Source organism: Pseudobutyrivibrio ruminis AD2017 (assembly GCF_000424305.1).
Classification (GTDB): domain Bacteria; phylum Bacillota; class Clostridia; order Lachnospirales; family Lachnospiraceae; genus Pseudobutyrivibrio; species Pseudobutyrivibrio ruminis_B.
The window spans coordinates 1-14607 of record NZ_AUJQ01000013.1 but is presented as its reverse complement, the minus strand read 5'-3'; the positions used below and the strand labels follow the sequence as shown (position 1 = coordinate 14607).

Below are 14607 nucleotides of genomic sequence, written 5' to 3'. Positions count from 1 at the left end.
ACCAGGCGAACGGAGGTATTAATATGAAGGGATACATTATTGATTGTGGTTATATGGGGTATGTAGATGGCGAATATGAACTATTCGCAACAGAGGATGAATATTTAGATTACATCGCTGCTTAGAATTAATTTTATTGGAGATAATGCCTATGGAACTTTCATCTAAAATCATTGCTGTAGATTTCGACAACACATTATGTTACAGTGATTGGCCCGGCCTTGGAGAACCTAATCTTCCTTTGATTCATTATTTAAAGCGTCAACAGTCACTGGGCAACAGAATTATCCTATGGACCTGCCGTGCTGGTAAAGCTTTAGCTGATGCTACAGCCTGGTGCGAACAGCAAGGGCTTACCTTTGACGCAATTAATGACAACCTACCTGAAGTAGTTGCGTTGTATGGTAATAATAGTAGAAAGATTACCTGCGACGTCTACATTGACGACCGAAACATGAAAATAGAAGAATGCCTGTAAAAAGGCATTCTTCTTGGCTTTTAGGAAACATATATATAATCATTCAGTACTGGCTGCAAGCCTTCTTGCTTGATATCATCGTACATGCAGGCAAGACTTCTACTGTCTGAAATTTCAAACTGCTCATCACCAGCCTCAGTTTCTTGATTTTTCCCTGTATATTTCTCCTCATGGTCTCCTATTCCTGTTGATACTCCTGCAGACACTTTAGTTGCTGCAATCTTTACAATACCGTTTCTAAACTGGGCGCTTTCCCTTGAAGAAACAGTAATTCCTACAAATGGAAGGAATATTCTGTAGGCACATAGGATTTGGCATAACTGCTTTTCGCCAACATCTAATGGATTAATTGTTTCATTATTAATAATAGGTCTTAATCTAGGACATGAAAGTGACATCTCTGCATATGGATACTTTCTCTGGAGATAATATACATGTAATGCACTAGCCAATGCATCCTTTCTAAAATCAGATAATCCTAACAATGCAGAAAATGCTACCCCTCGCATGCCTCCCATTAATGCTCTTTCCTGTGCATCAAATCTATAAGGCCATATTCTCTTGTTTCCCATCAGGTGTAGTGTTTCATATTTATCTGTATCGTAGGTTTCCTGGAACACTGTGACATAATCCACACCACATTCATGCAGATATTTATAGTCCTTTACATTTACAGGATAAATCTCGATTCCAACCATCCTAAAATATTTTCTTGCGATTTTGCAGGCTTCACCGATGTACTCAACATCTGACTTTGTAGGACTTTCACCGGTAAGAATCAGGATTTCTTCCATTCCGCTGTCAGAAATAACCTTCATCTCATGCTCTATCTGTTCTAAAGAAAGCTTTAATCGATTTATCTTGTTATAGCAATTGAAACCACAGTAGACACAATAGTTTTCGCAATAGTTTGCAATATATAATGGAGTAAATAGATATACTGTATTTCCAAAGTGCTTGCTGGTTTCAAGCTTTGCCTTTCTTGCCATTTGCTCCAAAAATGGTTCAGCTGCAGGTGAAAGTAGGGCTTTAAAATCCTCTATATCACATTTATCCTTTGCTAAAGCTCTTCTAACATCTGTCGCAGTGTACTTACTGTAATCATATGACTTCATTTCCTTCATAACATGCTCGCACACGTCTGATTCAATTACGTCCATTCCAGGCAGATATTTCATATGGTCGATTCTACTGCTTGGATCTGTCTCAAGCCTATGCTTTTTCTCCAACGCTGTCTGTGTCAGCTTATCTGAATCTATCAAAAAATGATTTTCCATGTCTGCCTCCTAGTGTAAAAATCCTGTAAGTGGATCTGATGCTGAAGCCCCTCTTGTAAGCACTCTTCCAAGTCCAGCTAAATAAGCCTTACGTCCTGCTTCAATTCCTGCCTTGAATGCTGATGCCATCATTGGCAAATCTCCAGCTGTTGCAAGTGCAGTGTTTGCCATAATAGCAGCGGCACCCATCTCCATTGCCTCGCACGCCTGGGATGGAGCACCAATTCCTGCATCTACTATAATAGGAAGTTCTATTTCATCTATTAATATCTGTATAAACTCTTTTGTAGCAAGTCCCTTGTTAGAACCAATAGGAGAAGCCAGTGGCATAACTGCCGCAGCGCCTACATTTACAAGCTCTCTTGCTACATTTAAATCTGGATACATATATGGCAATACCACAAATCCTTCTTTTGCAAGAATCTCTGTGGCTTTGATTGTCTCGTAATTGTCTGGAAGCAGATATTTGCTATCTCTCATAATCTCAATCTTTACGAAATCACCACAACCTAACTCTCTTGCAAGACGTGCGATTCTTACTGCCTCTTTTGCATTTCTAGCTCCACTTGTATTTGGCAATAGTGTTACATTCTTTGGGATGTAATCTAATATATTCTCTTCTTCCTTTGTATTTGTTCTTCTAACCGCAAGTGTAATAATTTCTGCACCTGCATCCTTTATTGCTGCATCAATCAGCTTCATAGAATATTTTCCAGAACCAAGGATAAATCTTGAATTAAACTCTTTGTTGCCAATAACTAACTTATCATTTTCCATTATTAGAATCCCTTTCTCCTTATATTTAAGGTGTTACCTCACCCATTAATATTCTTAAAAGTATATGTGCCTCATGGGCTGCACATACCATCACTCTACTTGCGATTAGACCAATACCATCATTTATATCACTTACTCCATCTCCACATAGATAAAACTTCTCACCCAGCTTCTTTGTCCTTATTTCATTTGCGCTGCCAAATCCAGCCATTCCAGAGCTAGATAATATGTATTTATCCCTACAGTTTTCAAGCACATAATTTACAAGCATTGCCTTACATTCCGCTTTATCAAAGGCCTCGCAAACTATGTCAGCTTCTTTAATCAATTTTGCAAGATTTGCTTCATCAACCTTCACTGTATGACAGTCAATCCCTATAAATGGATTAATCTCCAACAAGTTTTCCTTCAAAGCATCAGTCTTATTCATCCCAACCTGGTTAAACCTGTACTGTTGACGATGTAGATTAGTAACATCCACCTTATCAAAATCGATTAGAATCAACCTTCCTACACCTGCTCGCGCCAAACATATTGCAATATTCGAGCCTAACCCGCCTAAACCACAGATGGCTACTGTTGCATTCAAAAATTTTTCCTGATTCTCTTTTCCGTGGCGTGCTATCAGTGCTTCAAAAAACTCTTCCTTACTAACCATTTCAATCAGCCTCCACCAACAAAGCTAACAACCTCTACCACATCATCTTCTTTTAGAATGGTTTTGCTGTAATCACACTTGGATACAATTTCTTCATTTAACTCAACTGCAATCGTCTTAATGTCGTAATTGTATTCCTCAACAATCCCAGCAATAGTTTTACCAGCGGCTTGTTCCTTTTTTCCATTGATTAATACCATCACTATTCTCCTTTCAGTTGCTTTTAAACTTAAGTACCCTCCAGATAACAAAAAAGGAAGCTACCTGATTACTCAAATAGCTTCCGCAAATATCTAACGTGTTCCCTACGTTGGCATTATCCAAATCAGGTATCGGTCGAAGGTCACACCTTCCTCTCAGCCTGTATACAAGCTCCCGTCTATTAAGTTTTACCACACACTATATTGCTACAATGGACAAAATAATGCAAGTGGTTTTTATTATTTAACACTTTACACTGCTAAAGTATTATGATATTCTTCCATTAATAATATTTTAATTTAACAAACATTTAGGGAGGAGCCATGGATAACTTCTTATCAAAAGTCGAACTTATTAATAACGCAATCAACGGTTTTGTTTGGGGACTTCCCATGCTTGTTCTTTTGGTGGGCACTGGAATCTTAATGACTTGTCTTACCAAGTTTTTCCAGATTTCTCATTTCAAGCATTGGATTTCAAATACCATTGGCGGTATTTTTAAAGACTCTAAAGTCACAGCCCATACTCAAAAGGAAGATACTCAAATTTCGCAATTCCAAAGTCTTTGCACTGCTCTTGCTGCCACAATCGGTACTGGAAATATTGCAGGTGTTGCTGCAGCCATTGCCTCAGGTGGACCAGGAGCCATCTTTTGGATGTGGATTGTAGCATTCTTTGGTATGATGACAAACTTTTCTGAAAATGTACTTGGTATCTACTACAGAAGAAGAAATGAAAAGAACGAATGGTGTGGCGGTGCCATGTATTATCTTCGAGATGGACTTGGCTCTAAAAAGGGTTGCCGTCATCTAGGTTCTTTCCTTGCCATACTTTTTAGCATATTTTGCATTTGCGCTTCCTTCGGTATTGGAAACATGGGACAGGTCAATTCCATAGCAGTAAATATGAACTCTGCTTTCGGTGTTCCTTCTATTATAACTGGTATCTGTCTGATGATTTTTGGAGCGCTTGTTATTGTTGGTGGACTAAAAAGAATTGCAGCTGTCACAGAAAAGCTGGTTCCTTTCATGGCTATCATTTATCTTATTTGCGCAATCATCGTTTGCCTTTTCCATATCAACCAGTTCGGCGCAGTTTTTGTATCCATTTTCAAGGGTGCCTTTGGCATGAAAGCTGTAGGTGGTGGAATTGTAGGTAGCGGTATTTCAATGGCTGTTCAATGGGGAATGAAGCGAGGTGTATTCTCAAACGAAGCCGGTCTTGGTTCTTCTGTTATGGTTCATTCTAGTTCAAATGTTAGAGAGCCAGTAGTTCAAGGTATGTGGGGAATCTTCGAAGTGTTTGCAGATACTATCGTAGTGTGCACGATCACCGCCTTCGCTGTTCTTTCCAGTGGATTAGTTGATTTAGATACAGGAGTCGTTCTTTCCTCTCAGGTTTCTACCGCACTTGTTGCAGAAGCCTTTTCAACTGTTTTTGGTAAATTCGGTTCTGGCTTTATCGCAATCTCCATTCTTCTATTTGCTTTCTCCACCACACTTGGTTGGAGCCAATATGGAAGTAAGGCCTTTGAATACCTATTTGGTAGAAAGAATATCAAATTCTATCAAATCATCTTTGTGCTGTTCATAGTTATAGGCGCCACCATGGATTTATCTCTGGCATGGGACATTTCTGATACTCTTAACGGTATGATGGCAATCCCTAACCTTATTGGTGTTTTAACTCTCAGCGGTACAGTTGTTAAAATAACTAAGAATTATATTGATAGAATCCTCCTTAATAAAGATGTTAGACCAATGCTTTCAGCACTAGAAGATATCCAACGAAAGCACGAAGAAGAAATCAAAGCATAAAAATACGCGGCAACCTTTAATGTTGCCGCGTTTATTTTTTATTTAGTATTTACACTTCCATCATTTCCAATCAAATAGCAAGCATCTTGCCCGCTATTATATTTTGTTTCCCAATTTCCAAAGGATATTGTAATCTCCTTTACATCTGTTTTGACTACATAGGAAATCATACCATCCTGATAGCTTTCTCCTTTATACCAACCACCGTAGGTTGTTGAAGAATTATCACCTTCGGATATAACTACAGTATATTTATCATCTTCCTGAAAATTGATGGAATCATTTGGTATCCCACTTAATGTAATTACAGTACCCTTTTGTATTTTTTCTGTAGAAAGTGTTGCCACAACATCTACTGTGTTTAACACATTCTCACCTAAGCCAGCAGGTACATCTGAAATCTTATTAGCATAACTGACAGGTAAGCTAATGGTTTTAGCTTCAGCAGCCCGGACAGATGAAACACCACCGGATACTAACAGAATCAGTGCAAGAATAAAACTAAAAACAACAGAACCACTTCTTTTAATAGCACTACTCATAATAATCCCTCCTTTGCCAGCTAAATACAAACAGGGAGACACAAGCAGCACCTAACTGCTATGTATCTCCCTTGGTGTAAATCTAATTATATGTTTCTACATCGACTAAATCAATCAAAAGAATTTGAAAAAAATGTGTTTTTTATATAAGCCGTGTACTAAAGTATTGTCCCATTGCTTTACTCCTATATTTTATTTTTTTCTACATATTTTTCTGGGTCTTCCAAGGTCAACGGGTGACCCTATTTATCAATAATCTGACGGTTTTCATGCATCATTTCTTTCATGGTTTTTCTTCTTTCTATACGGTTACTGCAATTATCTGTCATCTACATTCATACGCCATTGTTGACTATGTTATTTTCTATACAATAAGCATATAATCTGAATTAGAGCCATTACTATAAATCTCAATTTTTGACTACTAATAGCTTAATTATTTATACGACAAAATCCTCTTTTCAATATATTATTTTCATATAAAATGACAATCTTGTATTAGGAGGATATTTATGAAAATCTTAAATGTTAATGATCCAGAGTTTACAAACTATGGCCGTATAATCGAGGGCTATGAAACAGAGAAGGCTCAAATCGTAGAGGCCCTTGCAAATGGCACACCAATTCCTGATGGAACAGACTATGTTGCTGAAGAAAAAGTTCTTCAAGAACTTCCTGCTGCTAGCGTCATCTCAAATACTCTTTTTGGTGGTTCACCTATGCAGTTTGGATGGTGCAACGGTCATAATACAAAGCTTAATTGCTTAGAATATCATCGTTCTAGCGAAATCAATGTTGGTGCAACAGACTTTATTCTTCTTCTTGCAAAAAGAGAAGAAATTGAAGATTATAAAATCGATTCTAACAAAGTTAAGGCATTTCTCGTTCCTAAGGGAGTTATGGTTGAAGTATATGCAACAGCTCTTCACTATGCACCATGTCAGGCTCACAAGGATTCTGGTTTCCAGGTTTTAGTAGGTCTACCTCAGGGAACAAACGTAGGAAAACCTGAATATACAGCTTGTAACCAAGAAGATAAGCTTTTAACAGCTACAAACAAATGGCTCCTTGCACATGCTGACGCACAGGAGGCTAAGGATGGTGCTTGGATTGGTATTACTGGAGAAAATATCGACATAGCATCTTTAATCTAATAAAATTTTGTTTCTAAATGCCCTCATCTGCCTAATTCTAGGTAAATGAGGGTATATTTATTTCACACTTTATTAAAAATATCTACATTTCTTCATTATATAATCATATTAGTATCGCATTCTTTCAACCTATACGTTTAGGAGTTTTTTATGGACATGTACGAGATTTCTGCCATTGATGCATACATTAATAGAGCTTATAAAATCATTATTATTTTACCTTTAACTGGTGCCACTACATCTGCCTTCGTATTTACGTTTTTTAAGCTGGCAGGATGGTGGCCTTTGGTCCCTGTCATTCCTTTAGTAATATACGATTTTATAAACCTCTTCTATCTTTGCTTTGCTATCTATCTTCTTAAAACAAGCCATGATGAAAATGGCTTAATTAAACCACACAGAATCCTAATGTCCAAACTATATGTTGGAATTCTGGTATTCGCCCAGTGGAATTACATTACATATCTTATTGCAGACAGAGAATGGTGGGCTTATATCTTCTTTTTTATTGCTCTTACAATTGTTTTTTTCGATATTAAGTTTACCTCAATCATCAGCTTTGCACTTATTATTTCAACTGTCATATCCTGGTTCATTAATGGTGAATATCTTTTTCTCTCATTAAATGATCCACTGTTTTGGCCAACATTCATATTACGACTGTTTTGTATTGGTTTATCCACTGCTACTCTTCTTTTCATTACCTATTTCGGTGGAAAATATCTCGTAGAGGAATTGGAAAAGCATATTAATTATGACACTCTTACTCATCTATTAAACCGTCGCGCAATGAATCTCTATATAAACGAAGCCATGGATGATGCAATAAAGAATCATTCTACATTCTGTCTTCTGATGATTGATATAGATGATTTTAAACATGTAAATGACACCTATGGACATGAGTGCGGTGATGAAGTTTTAAAATACGTTGCTCATACTATCTCTACTGGTGTTAAAAAAGATGATTATGTATTTAGATGGGGTGGAGAAGAAATATTAGTTCTATTAAAAACAGATATTGAAAAATCAAAAGCTGCAGCTGAACGTATTAGAAATGATATAGCAAAAGATCCAATTATATATAAAAACAATGTTTCTGTTTTTGTAACTGTAACAATTGGCATATCATTATATTCACCATCTAATTCTCTAGAACAAATGATGGAAGAAGCAGATACTAAATTATATTATGGTAAACAAAATGGAAAGAACCAAGTTGTCATATAAGATATATCTTCAAATTATTATGTTTTTTTGTGCTCTATCTGTTTAGATAGATTAGTATAGTAAGTATAATTATGTATAGAATGTATAGCATCTACTAAAAAAGCCCAGTAAAATCAAGGCTTTCAGGATTTTTCTTATGACAGTTTACACCCCAGTTTATGACACTTTATCTACTATAAGTGTCATTTAACTATTCAATCAATGACAAATAAAATCCGATATATGACATAAAATACACCACATATGACATTTCCTTCTCTTGACATATCTTATTATTTAGCTTTCTGGCATATCTTTAAAATATCCCTATTTTTCAAGGCTTAAGGGAAAATGTGTCAAATTCCACACCACATATGACAAATAATACACCTGACATATCTGTTTAGCTTATATAATGTCATATCTAAATTGTAATTGCTAATAAGTGCTGATTTTATCGGATTTATGTCAAATTCCACACCATATATGACAAATTCCACACAATGACATATATATGACAGATTTCACACCTAAGTTTTATGCCTAGAAAATGGGGAATTTTAATGTGACAGATTCTACACCTATGGAAGTTATATAAATCATCTTTAAAAAACGTTGATTTTACGCTGTTTTACTATATATATGACAAAAATCACACCAGAAATGACAAAATAGGAACTTGACATATAGTGCTAGATATGACAGATTTCACACTAGTAGATTAACCTGCGAAAAACGTTGATTTTACGGGCTTTACAGGCATATTTAGTATGCAGTATATATGACAAAAAACACACCTATATATTGTTTTTATACTGTAAAGGTGACAAATTTCACACCACTATCCAGAAGACTTGTTTACACTACATATATATGACAGATTTCACACCTAAAATTATATCTATGGGAAGCCTGTATTTATAGGCATTTGAGGGCAATGTTTACTCATTTACATATGACAAAAAACACACTAAATGTTTATCAGGACCTAGATATGACAAAAAACACACTTGTAAAACTATGTCTTTATACTATTTTGTCATATTTAATTTGAATTTCTTATGACAAATCACTATAATATAAAACATGACATAAAAAATTCATGTCACATAGGGGAATAAATAATGGCGATTAAACGACAAGATAAAAATGGAAACTACAGAGTGGTTGATCCTGTGACAGGTGATTTTATTGATGAACCTTTAACTCATAACATAGGACAGATTCCACACCAAACTTCCTATACCTCACAAGGAAAGATTATTGATCAGGATGAACAAATTACTGACATAGTTGATCCAAGTGGAGCATCTGTTTTATCAGATGATGATGAACAGATTAGACAATATATTAAAGAAGCTATTTCTATAGATAATCTAGTTGAAACTTTCAATGATAATTCTCATCTTACATTATTAAAGCTTCTTGCATTACAGGATAACAAACATCCACTTAAAAAAGGTGGTGTTGGTATTGCATATAGAACTGATGCTCTTATCATGAATTGTAAGATGGAGTTTTCCACTGATGAGAATATTGTTTTTGATGCTATTCTTGGAACCATGTCTTCTTTTCCGGATGACCGTACATATAGAATAGAACCTTCAGATTTTTTTAAATTTTCAAAATATTCAGACGAAAAGTATTTATATGCTATTTTTAGATCTGGTACAGAAAAATTAAAAAATCGTCATCTTCTATTTGAAGACTTAGGTCCTGATGGCGAAGATGAAATTATTGTACCATGGTTCAATATTCTTAGATATCATAAAGGTAAGAAGGGTGAAACTGCATATATTGAATTTGCCCCATCAGATTTCTTTAAAGATTTAGCTTTATGTTCTCAATTAGTTCATGGAGCTTATGGAGCTCTTGAAGTTACTACTCAACTTCAGGGTAAATATACAATTGCTCTTTATTGGTATTTGGAAAACAAAAAGAATTACAGAGAATATCCTAATGCAACACCAGGTATATTTAACATTTCTTTGGAAGAGCTGAAGCATCAGTTTTCTATTCCTCAGTCTTACAAAAAGGCTGACATTGAAAGACGTGTACTTAAACCAGCTTACGAAAGTATTAATGCTGTTCCAGAATGTGATTTCACTTTCGAATATAAACCTATCCTTGCACATGGAGTAACTCAGGGTTATTCATTCATAGTTTCCAGCAAGAAATATATCGAAGCAACTTCTTATAAAGTAGAAGATGTTGCTGAAGATGATCTATTTAATGAAATTAAAACTATCATCGCTCTTTCAAAACTTGATTTTAATGAAGACGAGATTAAACGAATTGCTGATGCAGCTCGAAGAAATGGAAAAGATAGTGTTTATATGATGGAAATCATTACAGCATTCAAAAAACGTTCCGAGGTTGATGCGTTAGATAATATCAGAGATCGTGTTGGTTACATTTGCAAAATGATTGCGCAGGGCACATCACTTGATGAAACCATTTCAAAGAAAGCTAAAAACAATAGTTTTAATAATTTTGAGCAGCGAGATGATGATATTGATATTCTTGAAAAGAGGCTTTTAGGTAATTAATTTTCCGTGAAACATTTGTCTGTTCTTGTTTATAAATACTTCAAAATCTCTATTAGCGTTAGCCCTTGATTTTATCGGATTTTAATTGTATTATTATAATATATTACACCACCAATATGGTGGTGTTTTTCTTTTAAACAAATAAATAAAAATGTTTCACGGAAGGCTAATATGAAGGTAAATAATATCATTATCCCAGATAGAATTTTCCATAAAATCTGGAATGTATCTTGTGACTACGAAGAGTTTTCTTCGTTTTATAATTCTATTACTAGTATCAAATCAAAGGAGTATATAGATCTATACAAATACGCTTTAGATTTAGATTTAATATATGATACTCTTCGATATATACATAAATATTCTCATTATTGTTTTTCTGATTTTTTAGATGATAATAAAATAAAGAAAGCTTCCATCTCCCATCGTTTTTGTATTCCGATTCGAACTATAGAAAATTGGTGTAACGGTTCTGGTAAATGTGCACCTTATATTATGTTGATGATTTTAGAATGCTACAATGTTAAGTACTTGCCAGACAATGTTTATACTGATAGTCTTTGGAAAAAATTTAATACTTCAAAAGAAAACAGTAAAAAGAAAATCAATAAAAAAACAAATGGAAATATAAATGAAAATCCAAATGAGAATAATATAGAAAAATATAATAAAGAAGATTTAGGTAAACTTCCTCTTGATGATATCGACGATTTGTTAGATAATATAAATCTAGAGACTTTCTCATTAAGAGATTTTGAGCAAACTCACTCGATTGATAATAGTTCTTTCTTATCAGATACGGACTATTTAAGAAAACACATGAAATAGTTTTCACATTATGAACATTCTGTTAAAAAATTAACAATGATTTCACAATGTGAACTACGAAAATAGGAGGAATCATGGCAAAAACTATCATTTTTGGAAATCAAAAAGGTGGAGTTGCAAAAACAACAAGCACATTTAACATTGCAACTCAATTATCAATGAAGGGACACAGGGTTTTAATGATAGATTCAGACCCACAGGCATCTCTTACAATAATCGCAGGGCTTGTGCCAGAAGATTATGAAGAAAAAAACTTATCTGCTCTTCTATACGATGTAGATGGCAAATTGGATATACACGATTGTATCATCCCTCTAAATGAAGAAGGAACATTAGCTATCATCCCAACTGATATTTCAATGGCAAACGGAGATTTAGACTTCGTTTCTCGTCCTGGAAACGATAAATTAATTAAAAATGAGATAAATAAGGTTGCAGACGAGTACGATTTTGTATGTATCGACTGCCTCCCATCACTTGGAATCATTTCTGTAAACGATATTGCAGCTTCTGATTATATTATTGGTTGCGTAGAACCAGGTTATCAGGCTATGAGAGGTATTGAATATTACGCAAAGGTTATTAACCGTTATAGAAACAAATACATGTACCCAACAAAATTTCTTGGAATCATCATTTCAAAGATTGCCAGAAATAACGATTGTAAGGATATAACAGAAGTTTTACGAGACGAGTACGATGTTCTTGGAGAAATTCCTTTATCAGTAGAGGTTTCAAAGGGCGAAGTTGATGGCGTACCTGTTTCAAAAAGAAAGCCAGGTCACATTTCTTCTCTTGAATACTCTAAGATTGCAGATTTTATTATAAAGGAAATAATAGGTTAAGGAGGAAAAAATGGCTGAAAGAGTAAACAGATTTGCTAAAAAGCAAGAGACAATGTCTCTTAGAGATTTAACATCTAGAGAAACTGACACACCTAATACATCAGAGATAGTTGCTGATATAGCGTTAGAGTTACTTGATTTTGATGAAAACAATGAATTTTTATTTGGATACCACGATTTAGAGCGAATTAAAAACACAATTGATGAATCAAAATTAACAGCACCTCCTATTGTATATAAAAAGGAAGATGGTAGATATCTGATTGCATCTGGCCATACCAGAGTTAAAGCATTAAAGGATTTAGGAAAGAAAAAAGTAACTTGCCAAATAATGGCACTTCCTAATAATGAAGACCAGATCAAAAAGAATCTTATTTATTTAAACACACAAAGAAGAGAAGCTCCTTTATATATCGCTCGTAATATTAGCGAGTACGAAAGCATCCTTAGAAGAGAAGGCTTTAAGGGAAGTATGGACCAGGAACTTGCAAAACAGTTTGGATATAAAAAAACCATGCTATACAGATATAAGAAGATATTAACTTTACCAAAAGAGCTCCAGGAACTGTGTGCCTATGATGAGATAGCTTGGTATTCATTGATTGATAACTACTCTTTAATAGCGCTTGATAAAATAGATGATTTTTGCAAGGATGTTTTAGAGATACTTGAAGAAGAAGGTCACGTTAGTAACAAGCAAATAGATGAGCTTATAGCTAACTTACAACCAAAGGTTGAAAAAGAAGATAAAGACGAAACAATAACTGATAGTGATAAACCTGAAAAGCTTTCCAAGAAATTCAAGAAAATTGTATCTATAGCATACAGCGATGAAATCAAAATCAAAAGAAAAGATAAAAAAGAAATAAAGGAACAGGCTGAAGAATTAAAGATTTTCTTAGATAAGATAATAGAAGCTTGTGGAGAATAAAATAAGAGAGGGCTTTTTAAACCCTCTCTTTTATTATACTTTTAATTTGTCTAATAGGGCACCAAGTTGCTCAAGAATTTCAGATTTTTCATGAAATGAAACATCATCTGGAATATTATCAAAGGCATTATTAAGAATCTCAAAACCTTGTGCCGTTTTATTGCGAAAAGAAGAAAGTTTTTTATTTTCGGCAGAACATGCGTTCGATTCAAGCTTATCCGCCTCATTCATTTCATCTATTGTTTTATTGGAATTTTGTATTTCATTATCTAACTGATTTTCCAATTCTTTAGCTTGCTTTATATGTTTAATGCAAGCTTGTGTTTCAGCTTTTGTAAGAGGTTCATTGCCATTATTTTTTAATGACTCCTCTATAATAGAAACAGCCTCTTGTTGTAAAATCTCATCTAAACTAGATAATTCTGAAATACCAACATATGAAAGTTTACCTTCACCAATCCAATGTTGAATTTTATCTGGATACTTTAATATACGTCTTAAGTATTTTACCTGAGTTACACTAATACCGAACACTTCAGCAATTTTATCCTGAGTATTTCCCTTAAATTGCTCAGGTTTCAGAACATGATCTATATAATAATCAATAGCTCTGGCTTTATCTAATGGATTTAATTCACGGTTGTTAACATTTAAGCGTATTAATTTTTTAGCTTTATCAATATCACTTGTTACAGTTTCAATATGAACGGGAATTTCATCCAAGCCTGCCATTACAGCAGCAGCGAAACGTCTGTGTCCAGATATTATTTCATATGTATTAGTTTCATGATTTTCAATAACATCAATAGAACCGATGAAGCCAACCTCTTTAATATTATTCGCAAGAGCTTCAATTCCATTCATATTGAATATAGATTCGTTATCAGGATTTTTGGTTATATATTTAACTGGTATATTTATTATCTTTGTATTATCCATAATTTTATTCCCCTTTTAGTTTGTAATTCATACTATATCATATTTTAAATCCAAGGTCACCCATTGACCTTTTATAAACATCAAAAATATGAATAAAGATAGTTTTGCACATCAAGAATGCGTTTCTTCTTATTTATATATTTAGGAAAAGTAACTAAAAATGAGTTGTTTAAATAATTAGCACAATTCACACAAATAGGCGTATTCACGCGAATAGATTTACTTTGAGAAAATAGTAAAAAAGGGGTTTACAACTGGAAATATAGGTGATATTATAATCGAGCACTGAGGGACAGCAAGTCACACAGAGCAAAACAAACAAACGAAGATTGATAACTGAACAGTGAAACAAACCTTGAATTAATACAAGTTTTTAAAACATGTATCCTTGAAATTCATTTA

Annotated in this window: 14 protein-coding genes and 1 riboswitch; of the genes, 8 read left to right on the top strand and 6 right to left on the bottom strand. The window is 34.3% G+C overall.

Going from position 1 to position 14607, the window contains the following annotated elements; translation table 11 throughout:
- The first annotated feature begins 151 nt into the window (after positions 1-151).
- Positions 152-478, top strand: a complete 327-nt coding sequence (locus G611_RS0109270) for a hypothetical protein (protein ID WP_028243385.1) — start codon at positions 152-154, stop codon at positions 476-478.
- 20 nt (positions 479-498) lie between these two features.
- On the opposite strand, the gene thiH is transcribed toward G611_RS0109270, so the two are convergent.
- From thiH to thiS, 4 genes are read right to left on the bottom strand one after another with little or no spacing between them, the layout of a single operon-like run.
- Positions 499-1755: a 2-iminoacetate synthase ThiH gene (gene thiH, locus G611_RS0109265; protein WP_028243384.1), complete on the bottom strand. Its 1257-nt coding sequence runs from the start codon at positions 1753-1755 to the stop codon at positions 499-501.
- A 9-nt stretch (positions 1756-1764) separates the two neighbouring features.
- Positions 1765-2532, bottom strand: a complete 768-nt coding sequence (locus G611_RS0109260; RefSeq protein ID WP_028243383.1) for a thiazole synthase — start codon at positions 2530-2532, stop codon at positions 1765-1767.
- Positions 2533-2557: 25 nt separating this feature from the next.
- Positions 2558-3190, bottom strand: coding sequence for a thiamine biosynthesis protein ThiF (gene thiF / locus G611_RS0109255; RefSeq protein WP_036948923.1), 633 nt, complete (start codon positions 3188-3190; stop codon positions 2558-2560).
- Between the two features lie 5 nt (positions 3191-3195).
- Complete coding sequence (gene thiS / locus G611_RS0109250) at positions 3196-3390, bottom strand: sulfur carrier protein ThiS (protein ID WP_028243381.1); 195 nt, start codon at positions 3388-3390, stop codon at positions 3196-3198.
- 83 nt (positions 3391-3473) lie between these two features.
- Positions 3474-3579, bottom strand: a riboswitch (TPP riboswitch).
- A gap of 135 nt (positions 3580-3714) precedes the next feature.
- Between thiS and G611_RS0109245 the strand changes: the two genes are divergently transcribed.
- Complete coding sequence (locus tag G611_RS0109245) at positions 3715-5208, top strand: alanine/glycine:cation symporter family protein (protein WP_028243380.1); 1494 nt, start codon at positions 3715-3717, stop codon at positions 5206-5208.
- A gap of 38 nt (positions 5209-5246) precedes the next feature.
- On the opposite strand, the gene G611_RS0109240 is transcribed toward G611_RS0109245, so the two are convergent.
- Positions 5247-5750: a hypothetical protein gene (locus G611_RS0109240; protein ID WP_028243379.1), complete on the bottom strand. Its 504-nt coding sequence runs from the start codon at positions 5748-5750 to the stop codon at positions 5247-5249.
- A 512-nt stretch (positions 5751-6262) separates the two neighbouring features.
- On the opposite strand from G611_RS0109240, the gene G611_RS0109235 reads away from it, so the two are divergent.
- The 6 genes from G611_RS0109235 (at position 6263) to G611_RS0109210 (ending at position 13266) form a co-directional block, all read left to right on the top strand.
- Complete coding sequence (locus G611_RS0109235; RefSeq protein WP_028243378.1) at positions 6263-6904, top strand: DUF4867 family protein; 642 nt, start codon at positions 6263-6265, stop codon at positions 6902-6904.
- 156 nt (positions 6905-7060) lie between these two features.
- Positions 7061-8134, top strand: a complete 1074-nt coding sequence (locus tag G611_RS15390) for a GGDEF domain-containing protein (protein WP_196801562.1) — start codon at positions 7061-7063, stop codon at positions 8132-8134.
- A 1103-nt stretch (positions 8135-9237) separates the two neighbouring features.
- Entirely contained in the window at positions 9238-10662 is a 1425-nt protein-coding gene (locus tag G611_RS0109225; RefSeq protein WP_028243377.1) for a replication initiation protein, read from the top strand.
- A 171-nt stretch (positions 10663-10833) separates the two neighbouring features.
- Positions 10834-11490 (top strand): hypothetical protein, encoded by a 657-nt coding sequence (locus G611_RS0109220; RefSeq protein WP_028243376.1) that lies wholly within the window; start codon positions 10834-10836, stop codon positions 11488-11490.
- Positions 11491-11564: 74 nt separating this feature from the next.
- On the top strand, positions 11565-12335 hold the full coding sequence (locus G611_RS0109215; protein WP_028243375.1) for a ParA family protein: 771 nt from the start codon (positions 11565-11567) through the stop codon (positions 12333-12335).
- Positions 12336-12345: 10 nt separating this feature from the next.
- Positions 12346-13266 (top strand): ParB/RepB/Spo0J family partition protein, encoded by a 921-nt coding sequence (locus G611_RS0109210; RefSeq protein WP_028243374.1) that lies wholly within the window; start codon positions 12346-12348, stop codon positions 13264-13266.
- Positions 13267-13299: 33 nt separating this feature from the next.
- Here the strand turns inward: G611_RS0109210 and G611_RS0109205 are convergent, their stop codons facing one another.
- Entirely contained in the window at positions 13300-14205 is a 906-nt protein-coding gene (locus G611_RS0109205; RefSeq protein WP_028243373.1) for a ParB/RepB/Spo0J family partition protein, read from the bottom strand.
- Between the last annotated feature and the right edge of the window lie 402 nt (positions 14206-14607).

Coding starts and splice junctions, on each gene's coding strand:
- G611_RS0109270 (WP_028243385.1), top strand. CDS start 152: ATGGAACTTTCATCTAAAATCATTGCTGTAGATTTCGACAACACATTA.
- thiH (WP_028243384.1), bottom strand. CDS start 1,755: ATGGAAAATCATTTTTTGATAGATTCAGATAAGCTGACACAGACAGCG.
- G611_RS0109260 (WP_028243383.1), bottom strand. CDS start 2,532: ATGGAAAATGATAAGTTAGTTATTGGCAACAAAGAGTTTAATTCAAGA.
- thiF (WP_036948923.1), bottom strand. CDS start 3,190: ATGGTTAGTAAGGAAGAGTTTTTTGAAGCACTGATAGCACGCCACGGA.
- thiS (WP_028243381.1), bottom strand. CDS start 3,390: ATGGTATTAATCAATGGAAAAAAGGAACAAGCCGCTGGTAAAACTATT.
- G611_RS0109245 (WP_028243380.1), top strand. CDS start 3,715: ATGGATAACTTCTTATCAAAAGTCGAACTTATTAATAACGCAATCAAC.
- G611_RS0109240 (WP_028243379.1), bottom strand. CDS start 5,750: ATGAGTAGTGCTATTAAAAGAAGTGGTTCTGTTGTTTTTAGTTTTATT.
- G611_RS0109235 (WP_028243378.1), top strand. CDS start 6,263: ATGAAAATCTTAAATGTTAATGATCCAGAGTTTACAAACTATGGCCGT.
- G611_RS15390 (WP_196801562.1), top strand. CDS start 7,061: ATGTACGAGATTTCTGCCATTGATGCATACATTAATAGAGCTTATAAA.
- G611_RS0109225 (WP_028243377.1), top strand. CDS start 9,238: ATGGCGATTAAACGACAAGATAAAAATGGAAACTACAGAGTGGTTGAT.
- G611_RS0109220 (WP_028243376.1), top strand. CDS start 10,834: ATGAAGGTAAATAATATCATTATCCCAGATAGAATTTTCCATAAAATC.
- G611_RS0109215 (WP_028243375.1), top strand. CDS start 11,565: ATGGCAAAAACTATCATTTTTGGAAATCAAAAAGGTGGAGTTGCAAAA.
- G611_RS0109210 (WP_028243374.1), top strand. CDS start 12,346: ATGGCTGAAAGAGTAAACAGATTTGCTAAAAAGCAAGAGACAATGTCT.
- G611_RS0109205 (WP_028243373.1), bottom strand. CDS start 14,205: ATGGATAATACAAAGATAATAAATATACCAGTTAAATATATAACCAAA.